We start from the raw sequence: 12,913 nt of genomic DNA, 5'->3' as shown, positions 1-12,913 counted from the left end.
TGATGGGCCTTCCTTCCAATTGGCGAGCAGGGAACAAGCGGACAGTCTGTTCGATAGCGAAGCGTTTGAGGGCAAAAACTTGTGATTTTTCACAGTCGCTTCTCCACCGAGCAACTCACAAGCTTTTCGGTGCCCTGAGCGGGTAATCCACAACTTTGTCCACAGTTGTGGATAAACATTATCCCCCGAGAGTATCAACAGTTATCCACAGGCTATCAACAGCCCTGTGGAAAACCGATCTCCACCGATTGAGGGTGTTTCACCTGCGGATATTCCGAAAATTCGAACAACATTCAAGCGGTTATTGAATGTTATCCACATCTTTTGGATTCCACACCTTGTGAGGTTTTCTCACACATATTGTTACCTGCTTGAACGTTGTGGTGTCTAAATGAACATTGACTGAAATAGCGTTTTGGGCCGTGAATGAAAAGCAAGGCTGGCGCCTGTGGGCCCACTTAGTTTCCTGACCGGCGCAAGCAGGAATAACGCCTGTTGTAATTACAAAAATGTAGTTTCAGGGGTAAGGGTGGGGGTTCGGCGTGTCAATTTGCCCAGGGAGAAAAATCTCACGTAGTCTATTGGGGTCTATCACGGAAAATGAGGCGTTTGACCCAAACGCCGTTTTATTTTCTCCGTGCTTCAAGTGCTTTAGGGTCGCTGGCATTTCGGCACAACCTCGGTTGGCATTGGTGGCCTAGCACTTGCTTGGAAAATTTTGTTCCAGACGCTCCAGCGGCTACGGCTTGCCGAAGGCTCTAGCCCCGCCGGTGTGTCTGGCACCAACGTAAAAGGAGAACACTGTGGCAAAGGGAAAGCGCACTTTCCAGCCCAATAACCGTCGTCGTGCTCGCAAGCACGGTTTCCGCACCCGTATGCGTACCCGTGCCGGTCGCGCCATCGTGGCTGCTCGTCGCCAGAAGGGCCGCGCAAAGCTCACCGCATAAGCGCGTTTTTTCAAGAACCTAAAACGGTGCTTCCCCCACACCTGAAACTTCCGAACTCCGAAACATTTCGGAGGACTATTCGACGAGGATTCAGGGCCGGGAGAGGCACCGTTGTTCTGCATCTACACCACCGCGAGGATGAGCTCTGCGGTAGCTACCATCCTCGCTTTGGCCTGATTGTGTCCAAGGCCGTGGGCAATGCAGTGCTTCGGCACCGCACCTCGAGAAAACTTCGCGCACTCATCTTGGCGCATATCGACGCCTTCCCCGATCAAGCAGACATTGTGATCCGGGCGCTGCCAAAGGCAGGGCAGGCGGATTTCAAGGAGTTGGAAACAGATGTGCTCGCAGCACTTAAAAAAATCCAATCCAAATCTGCACGCTAAACCCGCTGGCTCTCACAGGCGCTCGGGGCTGAATGCAGCGCTTATTGCTGCGGTTCGCTTTTACCAAAAGCATCTTTCAGGGCTTAAGATGGGTGCTACGTGTCGTTTTGATCCAGTGTGCAGTTCCTATGCGCTCCAGGCGTTAGAGGAACACGGTGCTTGGCGCGGCATTTTGCTTAGCGGGGCGCGCATTGCAAAATGCGGCCCGTGGCATCCCGGTGGTTATGATCCGGTGCCACTCAAAGCCTTTGGGCACTCAATACCTTCATAGGAGATTTGTTCGACAGTGCTGAACTTTATTTATTGGCCGATCTCAGCAATCTTGTGGTTCTGGCACAAGGTTGTGAGCTTCGTGCTCAACCCAGATTCGGGTTGGTCTTGGGTGCTCGCCATCGTGCTGCTCACCTTTACCATCCGTGCTTTCCTGATCAAGCCCATGCTCAACCAGATGCGTTCTATGCGCAAGATGCAAGAGCTGCAGCCGCTGATGCAGGAAATTAAGAAGAAGTATCCCAACGATCAGCAAAAGCAGATGGAGGAAACCCGCAAGCTCCAAAAGGAGATGGGTGTCAATCCTATTGCTGGTTGTTTGCCTGCCTTGGTGCAGTTGCCGGTGTTCATCGGCCTGTTCCACGTGCTGCGATCCTTCAACCGTACCGGCAGTGGCACCGGGCAGCTTGGGCTCTCGGTGGAACAAAACCGCGAGCTATCCAACTACATCTTCTCTCCCGATGATGTGCAGTCCTTCCTGGACGCCCGTGTGTTCGGTGTGCCGATTTCCGCCTCTATTTCCATGCCCCAGGACATGTACCAGGCCTTCAAGCCGGTGGATTTCACCCGCACCGACATTTTGTTCGTTGCCGTGCCGCTCATCGCGATCATTGTGCTGGCAACGCACTTCAACGCACGCCTCTCGGTGAATCGACAGGAGCGTCGTAAAGCTGCCGGCCTGCAAAAGGCTCCGGCCAATGATCAGATGGCTATGCAGGCAAATCTGATGAACCGCATGATGCTGTGGTTCCTGCCCGCCACCATCTTGTTCACCGGCGCTTATTGGCACCTCGGCCTGCTCTTCTACATGGTGAGCAACAACATTTGGACCTTCTTCCAGCAGCGTTGGATGTTTGAAAAGATCGATGCTGAAGAGGCTGCAGAAATTGAAGCCAAGAAGGAAGCAAAGCGCGCCACTGCCCCGCAACCTGGCCAGCGCCCAAATAACCCCAAGCGCAAGGGCAACAAGAAATAAGTCTTTGAAGCTGGATAGGAAGCCGTCACCGAAGCTGGTGGCGGCTTTTTGCTGCTCACAGCAGCCCTGCCTGGCCGTGCTAGCGTTAGTATCCGTACCGCAGCCGTGGGAGAAAATGAGGAAGTTTCACGTGAAACAATCTGCTGAAAGCCAAGCCGGCCAAGAAGGCCCCAATAGCCAAGGCTTAGAACAGGCACCCCCCAAACAAGCCCAGGAGATCTTTGGCGATCGCCTCGACTTGGCCATCGAATACCACCGGCTGCTCGCCACCGATGGATCCGTGCGCGGCTTTATCGGCCCAAGGGAAGTGCCGCGGCTTTGGCAACGCCACATTCTTAACTGCGCCGTGCTCTCAGAGGTGATGCCCGAGGGCGCAAGCGTTGCCGATATTGGTTCAGGCGCAGGGCTGCCGGGTATCCCCCTGGCGATTGCCAGGCCAGACTTGCAGATCACCCTGATCGAACCACTGCTGAAGCGATCGACCTTTCTCAAGGAAGTCAAAGCAGCGCTGCACCTAGACAATGTGGTGGTGCTTCGCGGCCGGGCAGAAGAAGGTCCCATCAAGCGCGAGGTGCATGGCGTGGACGTGGTGACTTCACGCGCAGTAGCGCCCTTGGGCAAGCTCGCCGGGTGGTCGCTGCCGCTGCTGAAAAAAGGCGGCGAGATGATCGCCATGAAGGGCTCTTCCGTCGAAGAAGAACTGCGCCGAGATGCCAAGCAGATCACCAAAGCCGGAGGCGCGAATGCGCAGATCAGCGTGATTGGCCAAGCGCTGGAAGAGCCCACCACCATCATCCGGATCGCTAAGGTCCGTGAAACACTAAAGTAGTGTTCACCCACTGCGACCACGAGTGAAGGAATCAATGAAGAACTCGCATAGGGATCACGCGTCCACGACACCCGCAGCGCGTCGCGCAGCCCACGGGAGAGGCGCTCGAGGTGCCCAGCTTGCCAAGCCAGAACGCACGCGCAGGCTTACTGTGGCAAACCAAAAAGGCGGCGTAGGTAAAACCACCTCCTCGGTCAATCTGGCCGCAGGGCTTGCCCAAGGCGGGCTGAAGGTGCTCGTAGTAGACCTGGACCCCCAAGGCAACGCCTCCACCGCTTTGGGTGCAGAACACCGCGCGGGCACGCTCTCGAGCTATGAGCTCCTCATTGGCGAATGCACCGCCGAGCAAGCCATGCAGCAATCCAGCGCCAGCGAAAACCTCTGGTGCATTCCCGCCACCATTGATCTCGCTGGTGCAGAAATCGAGCTGGTGAGCATGGTGCGCCGCGAATATCGCCTGCATGATGCGCTCAGCTCCACCTTTATTGAAGAAGCAGGCTTCGACTTCATCTTCATTGATTGCCCACCTTCACTCGGCCTGCTCACCATCAACGCCATGACGGCAGTTGATGAGGTGCTCATTCCCATCCAATGCGAGTACTACGCCCTCGAAGGTGTGGGTCAGTTGCTCAACAATATTGTGATGATCCGCCAGCACCTGAACTCAAACCTGCATATCTCCGCCATCTTGCTCACCATGTACGACGGGCGCACCAAGCTGGCAGAGCAGGTAAGCGAAGAGGTCCGCGGCCACTTCGGCGATGTTGTGCTGCGCACCAAGATTCCCCGCTCCGTCAAAGTGTCCGAAGCGCCCGGCTACGGCCAAACAGTGCTTTCCTACGACCCAGGTTCACGCGGTGCCATGGCCTATGTGGATGCAGCAAGGGAATTAGCAATCCGCGGCGATTATCTGCCCGGCCAACATTCCGGTGCCGTGGGAATTTCAGATGAAGCCAGGGCCATTGAAGATCAACTCAGCCGCGAAGAAGAAGGGGCAGCCGAATGAACCAGGAACCACGCAAGGGCGGCCTCGGACGCGGGCTTGCAGCACTGATTACCTCCAGCCCGCAGGCAGGAGAACGCCTAGGCAATAACGCCGCCGATATCGTCATCGGCCGCTCGCAGGCACCCCAAAGAGATGAAACGGGGGCTCGCATCAACCCCATCTTGGCCGAAGCAGCCGCCAAAGATGGCGAGGTTGTGCAGCAAGAAGAAGCCTTTGGCGCTTCCTACCAGGAGGTTCCCATTGGGCTGATCCTGCCCAATGAGAAGAACCCCAGAAGCGTATTCGACCAAGATGATTTGGCCGAGCTGGTGCACTCCATCAAGGAGTTCGGCCTGCTCCAACCCATCGTGGTGCGCCCCGTTGATGGTGGCCGCTTCGAGATCATCATGGGTGAGCGTCGTTGGCGCGCAGCCTCGAGGGCGGGCTTAAAGGCCATTCCCGCTATCGTGCGCGCCACCAGCGATGAGGACATGCTGCGCGATGCGCTATTGGAAAATATCCACCGCGTGCAGCTCAACCCCTTGGAAGAGGCGGCAGCCTATCAGCAGCTCCTAGAGGAATTCGGCGTAACCCAAGCCCAGTTGGCAGACAAGCTTGGCCGATCGCGTCCGATGATTACCAACATGATTCGCCTGCTGGCCCTTCCGGTGCCGGTGCAGCGAAAAGTAGCCGCCGGTGTGCTTTCCGCCGGCCATGCGCGCGCCCTGCTCGGGCTCAAACAAGGCGCCCAGGCCCAGGAAGACCTTGCACAGCAGGTGGTGGCCGAAGGCCTTTCGGTGCGCGCCACCGAAGAAGCCGTCACGTTATTAAATCGCGGTGAGGCACCAAAGCCGAAGGCCCGCCAGCCACGAGAAACCCCTGCCTTTTTAAGCCAGGCAGCAGAGCAGCTTGCCGACGACCTGGACACGAAAGTAAGCGTGAGCATGGGTAAGCGCAAAGGCAAGATCGTGGTGGAATTCGGCGACCGCGACGATTTTGAGCGCATCATGGAGCTTCTTCACCGGAACTGATCCATCATGTTGCAGCCGCTACATAGAGCCACCGTGGGCATGATGCACCCACTGGCTGCGCGCTGCGTGTTTTGGGAACTAGGCCAAGACGTAGCCCAAAAGGTGTGCGAGCGCGGCGATCCACGCTTTGAAAAAGAAGCGTGGCTTATGGCCGTGCTGCTTGAGCAACAACAGTGCGGCTTTCATATCTTGCGCGATGGCCAAGAACACGCCATCGCCACCATCATCTTTTGCCAACCCCGCTTCTCCCCCGGTGTGGCGCAATTGCCCACCGCCCCCGTGAGTGCGGATGCCTGGCTTTTAAGCTCGCTGCATATCGACCCCGCCTTTGAAGGCATTGGCCTCGAGCATGTCTTAATTGATGCCGTCTTAGCGCATCTATGGCAGCACAAGGCCTTGGCCGTTGAAGCCTTCGGCTATAGCAGTACCGAGGATCCTCTTGCCTTGAGGAAAGAAGAGATTGGGCTCATGCCGGCGCAGTTATTGCAGGCTGCAGGCTTTGAAGTAGTAGCCCCGCATCCCAGCCTGCCCAGGCTACGCATAGAGTTACCGCCTGAGCACATGTTGAGTGCGCAGGCGGCAGAAGAGTTATTGGCAAGCGCGTTGGCTTAGGCGCGAGCCTCTTGCTCTAGCAGCTCATCAAAGCGGAAGGTGCCGGTGGGCTGATCGTCTTGTTCCTGCAAGTAGAGGCGCTTGACGGCCACCACGATGGCCTCTGCGATGGCGTCGCGGGCGGCAGGATCGGTGAGGATCTTCACGTCTTCAGGGTTGGTCAGATACCCAACCACTACTTCCACCGTGGGCATTTGGGTAACGCGAAGCAGGTCCCAAGTCCTTGCGTGATTCCCGCAGTTAATCAGGCTGGTGCGAGCGACGATCTCGCGTTGGATAAAGCCACTGAGCAGCTCGCCAATGAGCGAATTTGAGCCCATCTCCGAGCCGAAGTAGAAGCTGGCGCAACCAGATGCTTTCTCGTTTTGGTAGCGATCAGCTTGCAGGCAGATCATGAGGTCTGCATCGAAGGCGTTGGCGATTTCGGCCCGAGAGGTTTGAGAGGGATCATCCTGGCGTGGCCTGGAGATGATGGTTTCCATCCCCGCGGCGATCATGCGGCCTTCCACGCGGGTGGCGAGATCCCAGATGAGCTCTTCTTCGGAAATTTCCCCGAAGCGACCCTTGACTACCTGGCCACGGTTGCTGCCACCAAGGGCAGGGTCGATCACCACGCGCTTGCCAGCAAGGCGCGGGCCGGATTCGCGCACGCGCTCACGTTCACGCAACTGCTGCGGCGAACCACCGGTGATGCGGCGACCCAACAACCCGAAGGCGCGGATGGTATCTGGCCCACAGATGCCATCGACTTGGAGGCCGTAGTTCATTTGGTAGTTCATCAAGGCCGCATGGGTTTGTTCACCGAAGCGGCCATCGAGGCGGTCGGTATAAAAGCCCAGTTCCTGGAGCTGTTGTTGGAGCTGGAGTACGTCGTCGCCAACAAAGAGGTTATTGGGTTGAAAGCTTAAGACTCGCGAGCCCAGGGCATAGCTGGCCTCACGCAATACCCGCAGGGTGGGATCGTTGATGATCCCGGAGGCAATGATGCCACGGGCCTGCTGGAAAGCCTTGAGTGCCTCAGCGAGGGGTTCGTCGAAAAGCTTTTCTTCTTCGGTGAACGTCTGGCCTTTGCTACTGGAGACTTGGCGTGAGGTGCCCTGCAAGAAGCCTAGGCGTGCGAGTGCGTCCCTAACCTCGGCGACCCGGGCGCTTCGGTCGCCGACGCGGAGAATGTCAGACACACTGATCCTTTCCATTCACTGTATTCACACTGGTCACACTAACGGGCTTAAGTATAAGCCATTGTTAGTGGGTTCTAGCAGTCGAGAATACCAGTTAGGCGTGCTGAGTCAGTGCCTCGACAAGCGCAGCCTTGGGCTTTACGCCCACAAACTCGGCAACTTTTTGCCCACCAGAGAACACCAACACCGTGGGAATGGACATGATCTGGAACATCGCGCCCAAGGTGCGCTCGGCATCCACATCCACCTTGCCCACTACGGCCACGCCCTCGACCTCTTCGGCTACCTCGTCGATAATCGGGCCGAGCTTCTTACAAGGCCCGCACCATTCGGCCCAAAAGTCCACCAGCACGGGCTTATCAGACTCGATAACGATCTCGCGGAAATTCTCCTGAGTAATGGTGATTGGCTTTGCCATGCCCTGGCCTTTCTGTGCAGTGATAGTTACTTCCGAAGGAGTCTAGCCCCTAAATTTCCGCCAAGTAATGTTCCGCGTCGATCGCGCCGCGGCAGCCGGAACCGGCAGCAGTAATGGCCTGCTGGTAGGTGGCATCCACCAAATCGCCAATAGCAAAAACACCAGGAATATTCGTGCGGGTAGAAGGATGCTGGACCCGCACGTAGCCGGCATCATCGCACTCGACCTCGTCGCGGAAGAGCTCGGAGCGCGGATCGTGGCCGATGGCCACGAACATGGCGGTCACATCGAGGGTGGAAGTCTCGCCGGAGAGCGAATCGACAAGCTCCAAGCCCTCAACGGTATTTTCGCCAAGCACGCGGGAGACTTGCTTGTTGGTCAGGATGCGGATCTTCTCGTTTTCCTTGGCGCGCTCCAGCATGATCGCAGAGGCGCGGAATTCCTCGCGGCGGTGCACGATGGTGACGGACTTTGCAAACTTGGTTAAAAAGATCGCCTCTTCCATCGCGGAATCGCCACCACCGATCACGGCAATGTCGTGGTCGCGGAAGAAGAAACCATCGCAGGTTGCGCAGGCAGACACGCCGCGGCCGAGCAGTTGCTGCTCACCATCAACACCCAAGTAGCGAGGTGCCGAACCGGTAGCCAAGATCACCGCGCGGGCCTGGAATTCTTCATCATCAACCCAGATCTTCTTAATCTCGCCCTCAAGCTCCACGCGGGTGACCAGCTCCATGCGCAGATCAGCACCAAAGCGTTCCGCCTGTGCACGCATTTCTTCCATCAGCTCAGGGCCTAAGATGCCGTCTTTAAAGCCGGGGAAGTTTTCTACCTCGGTGGTGGTCATCAGCGAGCCGCCATATTCAATGCCCTCGAACACGATGGGGCGAAGCTCTGCGCGCGCGGCGTACAGGGCTGCGGTATAGCCGGCCGGGCCGGAACCAATGATGGCAACATCGTGAATCGTGGCATCAGACATGCTTGAAAAACCTTTCCTAGGAATACGTGAGCAGCAATCCCAGTCTAACCGTCACTGAGAGGCGTGCTGCTTTCACTGCAACGCAGCACCCCGCACACTATTCCCGGTTCGCTGCCGCCGCGCTAGGCGCCGTAGGCCAGCCGCTAGCCGCCCTAGGCCAGTCGCTATGAGTCATAGGCCAAGCGCTCGCGCAGCGCAGCCCTGGCCCTGGACCGCCGAGATTTCATGGTGCCGGGCTGCACGCCTTCGATCGCGGCGGCCATGGAAATTTCCACGCCCACAAAATCAACGAGGTAAATGGCGCGGCGTTGTTCCTGTGGCAGGGTGCGCATGGCCAGGCGTACCGCAGAGGTGGTGGCAAGATCGAGCCCGCCTTCTTGGTGCCGCGATCCCCCATACATCTCGGTGTCCAATGGGATGGTCGGCCGGTGCTTATTGCGGTGAACAAAGTCATAGGCGGTATTGGCCACGAGGCGATGCAGCCAGGTGTGCAGGCTTGCTTCCCCGCGATAGGAGCTGATCTTCTCGCTGGCTTTGAGCAGCGCTTCTTGGAGCACTTCCTCGGCATCAAAGTGATTGTGTACGTAGCGGCGCACCAAAAACCAGAGGCGGCGGTGGTGGTGTCTGAGGATTGCTTCGAAATCGGCGCTGGCGTTGTTTGGGATGCTTGGTGTTGGTGGGTGGTCGATGACGGTCTGCACGAACATTTCCCCCTGAAAAGTGGTGCATGGCTTGGTCGGTGGCGCTGTGGGACCTGCCGCGTTGCCACGGTGTTCCTGCAGCACTTGTGATTATGGAAAACGTAGCCATCAACCGCATTCGGAGCAGATGCCCAATGCATTGGGCATGCGCTGTGGGGGTAATCGTGCTGCTAGAACGGCTGAAATTACCCCCGAAATTCCACAGGCGTAATTTCCCTCCTTTGGGGGCAGAAACTAGCTTTTCGACGCCCCCGCTTCCAACCTAAGGCCTCGCCACCACCTGCACGTCTTTCACCTCAAGCGGTTCACCCTCGGGGATGCTTTCAAACCACACCAACACCGCAGTGGTTTCAGGCTGCTGGCGAAGCTTCACGCTTCCGCTGCCACCACGGACCTCACCATCACCTAAGAGCGTTGCAGTGTTGAGGTTGAAGGCATCTTCACCCACATACACCTCCACCTTGGTTTGCTCATCTACGTTCACAATCACCTTGGTGGGCTCAATTGGCTGCGCAAAGCTCAACAGCACGCCGCGCGCATTGCCCTGAGCCAACCAGGTGGTGGTGGCGTCATTATCCACCACCGCGGGAATCTCTTCCTGCTCTCCTGCACCATCGGCCCACACAGAAGCCTTTTCCGCCTTGGCCAAAATGGGGATCGCCTTTTCTAGGTGCTCGCGGCTAATGGAGTTGGTATCGATGGGAGCCTTCTCATCCCGAGCGCCAATCACGGCGGTGAGATAGGCGGTGCCAAGGGCAATCATCGTCACCAACGCCACCACAGCCAAAGCAACCGCGGTACGCCCGGTGCGCGTCATGTTCTTAGAACCAAAGCCAGGCTCATTGCTGGGCTTGGGGCTGCGATCGGCAGACACCTGGAGCTGATCTGGGCTTTGATCCGCAGTATCCGGCAGGGCTCTCAAAGCCTCGGGCAGATCAGCGGCCGGCACCTGCATGAGTTCAGCCACGGGCGCGGGAGCCTGCTCTGCATCCACCAGCGTGCACAGCGCGGTGCGTAAACAGGATTGATCGCGTTCCACGCTCGCATCGGGCAAGACTGCCGGGAAGGCCAAGACGGCCACACCATCGGTGCTGATGCGAATACGCGAACGATTATCCAAGCCCAAAGGCGTGTGAGCCTTGAGCTTGGCGGCCTCTGTGGCATCGCCAAGCAACTCCAAGGCATAGGCAGCAGCGAAAGGATCAGCGCCTTCTTCAGCCACCGACGCCAAAGTGGTGCCCGCCACCCAATCGGCAACCACAAGGCAGCCATTGCGATAAGAAAGCACCTCAATATTCGGAGCAATAGCCGGGTGGCGCAGCTTGCCCAGTGCCCGAGTGCGGCGGGACACCTCGGCGGCAGCCCCGGCGGCGGCAGCGGGGCTCAAAGGAGCCTGTGGTGCCGAACCGGAAGTATCCACAAAGACCAGGGCCACTTCCCTATCGGTGGCGACCTCGCGGGCCTGCCAGAAGCGGGCCTGGCTTACAGAGCCGTGATCGGCCAGCAGCCTAAAACGCCCATCAGATACGCGCGCACCCGGCACCAAACGCGGACCGCGCACCACACCGGCAGACATTGGTGGCGGCACGGGGGTGGCGTTGAAAGTATCGTCCAAGGCCAAAAGCTCAGGCGTTAAGGAGGTGGCCGCAGGAGCGCTCATAAGCTCCTTCTCCTTGACCTTGATAATTCTGTTCAGGCCCGGGATGCGCTGCAAGGAACCGCCGAGGCTTGCCACTTCCTGCAGGCCGGAACGCGAAAGCACAATGCCAGTAATGGCCAGGAAAACCACGCCGACGATGGCGAGCTCGACCAGCACACCTACGCTGCCCAAGGCCTCTAAGACGCCGATGCGGCGAATGAGGAAATCAAGGCCCAAAGCAATGGCCACGCCCACCAGCGAAGCACCCAAAGCCCACACACTGGTATGCACCACCGCGCCGGTGCCAAGGGAGCCGAGTTTGCGGCGCAGCAGCGTTGCACCGATGATGGCGCCGGCGAGGAAGCCGAAACCATTGGCGGCACCCAGCAGGATCACCACCTTCGAAGGATCAGTGGCCAGCACCGGAGCAAGGTAGGAAAGCAGAATCTTGGTGGTGGTAATACCGGCGATAATTAACGTGGGCGTCCACGCCTCCTCGCGGGCATAAAACACGCGCAGGTGCAGCAAGACCAAGGCATAAGGCAGCAGCGTGAAGGCCGAGAAACTTAGAGTCCAACCAAGGATCGAAGCGAGCGTGGCATCGAATTCGCGGTAGGCGAATAAGCCACGGCCAATCTGCTCACCGAAGGCGGTGAAAAACACCACGATGGGGATCAGCGCCAAGAAGGTGAGCTTGGAGCCCATGACCAAATCCTTGACCACGGCCTTATCGTCACCATCGGCAGCATTGCGAGAAAGCCTCGGCATGATCGCCGTGAGCAAGGTGACGCCGATGATGCCATAGGGCACCTGCAATAACAGCCAGTGCTGCTGATAGATATTCGGCGCAGCGGCATCAGCATTAGCAGCAATGCGGGTAGTGACCACATAGCCCAATTGGGAAATGCCCACGTACACCACGATGGCCACAGCCATGCCACCGAATTGCTTCAAGCGTGCATCAATGCCCCACAGCGGTTTTAAGGAGACACCAGAACGCAGGATCGGCGGCAGCATAATCAGCGCCTGCACCACCACGCCCAAGGTGGTGCCCAAACCAAGCAGCAGCACATGCGGGTCGGTGACGGGACTTTGAGCCGAAGCGTCGAGCTTGCCAGGTAAGAACATATACAGGGCGAGCACCGCGAGGGTGATCACATTATTGGCCACCGGCGCCCAAGCACCGGGTTTAAATATGCCCTTGGTATTAAGCACTGCCATGAGCAGGGCGAAGATGCCGTAGAAGAAGATCTGCGGCAAAAGCAGATAGGCAAAGCTGGTGGCCTGGGTGACATTGACCTTGCTCTCGGAATCGAGCATTAACTCTGTAAGCCAGGGCGCGCCGATGACGGCCAATAACGTCACCGAGATCAGCAGCGTGGCCGCCAAGGTAAACAGCCTGCGAATGAAGGCCTCGCCGCGGTCGGGGTCTTCTTTTTCTGCACGCACCAACACCGGCACCACCAGCGAGGTAAGCACCGCGCCGAGCACGATCTCGGTGATCAAGTTCGGAAGCGTATTGGCCACGTTAAAGGCCGAAGCAATGGCACCACCCAAGGTGGCGGTAATCATCACATTGCGCAAAAAGCCCGTGATGCGCGAAAACAGCGTGGCAATGGCCATGGAACCACCGGCTCGCACCACATCGGCGTCGCTGGCCTTGTTCGATCCAGCTGGCTCAGCCGAATCCTGCTTGCTTGCCGCCTGGCTCATCGCATGCTCGACGGCCTTGGCGTCTTGCTCGCCCTCAGGGTTCGGTGCCGGCACATTGCGCACGCGAGCCTGGCGGTTGGCAGGGCTTGCCAGGCGCGAATGATCCTGCTCCGGTTGAGGAGCAGGGGTCTGTTGAATCTCAGGCACCGGCGCGGGCGCGGAGGGATCGACGATGCGGTGGCGAATACCGTTAGCACCTGAATGGGTCACGGGGTCCATCCTTGAGCGTTGAGGGTTGAGGCGAAG

The 12,913-nt window shown here is 58.1% G+C and carries 13 protein-coding genes; 8 read left to right on the top strand and 5 right to left on the bottom strand.

Annotated elements, in window-relative coordinates; translation table 11 throughout:
• The first annotated feature begins 803 nt into the window (after positions 1-803).
• The 8 genes from rpmH (at position 804) to CPPEL_RS11015 (ending at position 6,036) form a co-directional block, all read left to right on the top strand.
• Positions 804-947, top strand: a complete 144-nt coding sequence (gene rpmH, locus CPPEL_RS11050; protein ID WP_123935783.1) for a 50S ribosomal protein L34 — start codon at positions 804-806, stop codon at positions 945-947.
• 26 nt (positions 948-973) lie between these two features.
• A complete protein-coding gene (gene rnpA, locus CPPEL_RS11045) occupies positions 974-1,333 on the top strand; it encodes a ribonuclease P protein component (protein WP_123961166.1) in 360 nt (119 codons plus the stop codon).
• Positions 1,287-1,604 (top strand): membrane protein insertion efficiency factor YidD, encoded by a 318-nt coding sequence (gene yidD, locus CPPEL_RS11040; RefSeq protein WP_123961165.1) that lies wholly within the window; start codon positions 1,287-1,289, stop codon positions 1,602-1,604. Before rnpA ends, yidD begins: the two co-directional genes overlap by 47 nt.
• A 15-nt stretch (positions 1,605-1,619) precedes the next feature.
• Positions 1,620-2,579 carry a membrane protein insertase YidC gene (yidC, locus tag CPPEL_RS11035; protein ID WP_123961164.1) on the top strand — a complete coding sequence of 320 codons (960 nt, stop codon included), beginning with the start codon at positions 1,620-1,622 and terminating at the stop codon, positions 2,577-2,579.
• A 130-nt stretch (positions 2,580-2,709) separates the two neighbouring features.
• Positions 2,710-3,408 (top strand): 16S rRNA (guanine(527)-N(7))-methyltransferase RsmG, encoded by a 699-nt coding sequence (gene rsmG / locus CPPEL_RS11030; protein ID WP_425453799.1) that lies wholly within the window; start codon positions 2,710-2,712, stop codon positions 3,406-3,408.
• 34 nt (positions 3,409-3,442) lie between these two features.
• On the top strand, positions 3,443-4,414 hold the full coding sequence (locus tag CPPEL_RS11025) for a ParA family protein (protein ID WP_123961162.1): 972 nt from the start codon (positions 3,443-3,445) through the stop codon (positions 4,412-4,414).
• Positions 4,411-5,424: a ParB/RepB/Spo0J family partition protein gene (locus tag CPPEL_RS11020; RefSeq protein WP_123961161.1), complete on the top strand. Its 1,014-nt coding sequence runs from the start codon at positions 4,411-4,413 to the stop codon at positions 5,422-5,424. Before CPPEL_RS11025 ends, CPPEL_RS11020 begins: the two co-directional genes overlap by 4 nt.
• Positions 5,425-5,430: 6 nt before the next feature.
• Positions 5,431-6,036, top strand: coding sequence for a hypothetical protein (locus tag CPPEL_RS11015; RefSeq protein ID WP_123961160.1), 606 nt, complete (start codon positions 5,431-5,433; stop codon positions 6,034-6,036).
• On the opposite strand, the gene CPPEL_RS11010 is transcribed toward CPPEL_RS11015, so the two are convergent.
• The 5 genes from CPPEL_RS11010 to CPPEL_RS10990 all read right to left on the bottom strand — a co-directional run bounded on the left by CPPEL_RS11010 (position 6,033) and on the right by CPPEL_RS10990 (position 12,886).
• Complete coding sequence (locus tag CPPEL_RS11010) at positions 6,033-7,217, bottom strand: N-acetylmuramoyl-L-alanine amidase (protein WP_123961159.1); 1,185 nt, start codon at positions 7,215-7,217, stop codon at positions 6,033-6,035. The two genes, CPPEL_RS11015 and CPPEL_RS11010, sit on opposite strands and share 4 nt — an antisense overlap.
• Before the next feature lie 94 nt (positions 7,218-7,311).
• Positions 7,312-7,635, bottom strand: coding sequence for a thioredoxin (gene trxA, locus CPPEL_RS11005; protein ID WP_123961158.1), 324 nt, complete (start codon positions 7,633-7,635; stop codon positions 7,312-7,314).
• Positions 7,636-7,684: 49 nt separating this feature from the next.
• The gene (gene trxB, locus CPPEL_RS11000) at positions 7,685-8,614 is read right to left on the bottom strand and encodes a thioredoxin-disulfide reductase (protein WP_123961157.1); all 930 of its coding nucleotides are present in this window, start codon (positions 8,612-8,614) and stop codon (positions 7,685-7,687) included.
• A gap of 164 nt (positions 8,615-8,778) precedes the next feature.
• Positions 8,779-9,315 (bottom strand): sigma-70 family RNA polymerase sigma factor, encoded by a 537-nt coding sequence (locus CPPEL_RS10995; protein WP_164470426.1) that lies wholly within the window; start codon positions 9,313-9,315, stop codon positions 8,779-8,781.
• Positions 9,316-9,577: 262 nt separating this feature from the next.
• On the bottom strand, positions 9,578-12,886 hold the full coding sequence (locus tag CPPEL_RS10990) for a murein biosynthesis integral membrane protein MurJ (protein ID WP_123961155.1): 3,309 nt from the start codon (positions 12,884-12,886) through the stop codon (positions 9,578-9,580).
• Positions 12,887-12,913 lie beyond the last annotated feature (27 nt).

Origin of the sequence: Corynebacterium pseudopelargi (assembly GCF_003814005.1) — a bacterium.
GTDB lineage: Bacteria > Actinomycetota > Actinomycetes > Mycobacteriales > Mycobacteriaceae > Corynebacterium > Corynebacterium pseudopelargi.
Note: the sequence above shows the minus strand (reverse complement) of the source record. Positions and strands in the feature narration are given on the sequence as shown.

Excerpts from the sequence above, each read along its gene's own strand:
- yidD (WP_123961165.1), top strand. The coding sequence starts at position 1,287 with ATGTGCTCGCAGCACTTAAAAAAATCCAATCCAAATCTGCACGCTAAA.
- CPPEL_RS11025 (WP_123961162.1), top strand. The coding sequence starts at position 3,443 with ATGAAGAACTCGCATAGGGATCACGCGTCCACGACACCCGCAGCGCGT.
- CPPEL_RS10990 (WP_123961155.1), bottom strand. The coding sequence starts at position 12,886 with ATGGACCCCGTGACCCATTCAGGTGCTAACGGTATTCGCCACCGCATC.
- CPPEL_RS11020 (WP_123961161.1), top strand. The coding sequence starts at position 4,411 with ATGAACCAGGAACCACGCAAGGGCGGCCTCGGACGCGGGCTTGCAGCA.
- trxB (WP_123961157.1), bottom strand. The coding sequence starts at position 8,614 with ATGTCTGATGCCACGATTCACGATGTTGCCATCATTGGTTCCGGCCCG.
- trxA (WP_123961158.1), bottom strand. The coding sequence starts at position 7,635 with ATGGCAAAGCCAATCACCATTACTCAGGAGAATTTCCGCGAGATCGTT.
- CPPEL_RS11015 (WP_123961160.1), top strand. The coding sequence starts at position 5,431 with ATGTTGCAGCCGCTACATAGAGCCACCGTGGGCATGATGCACCCACTG.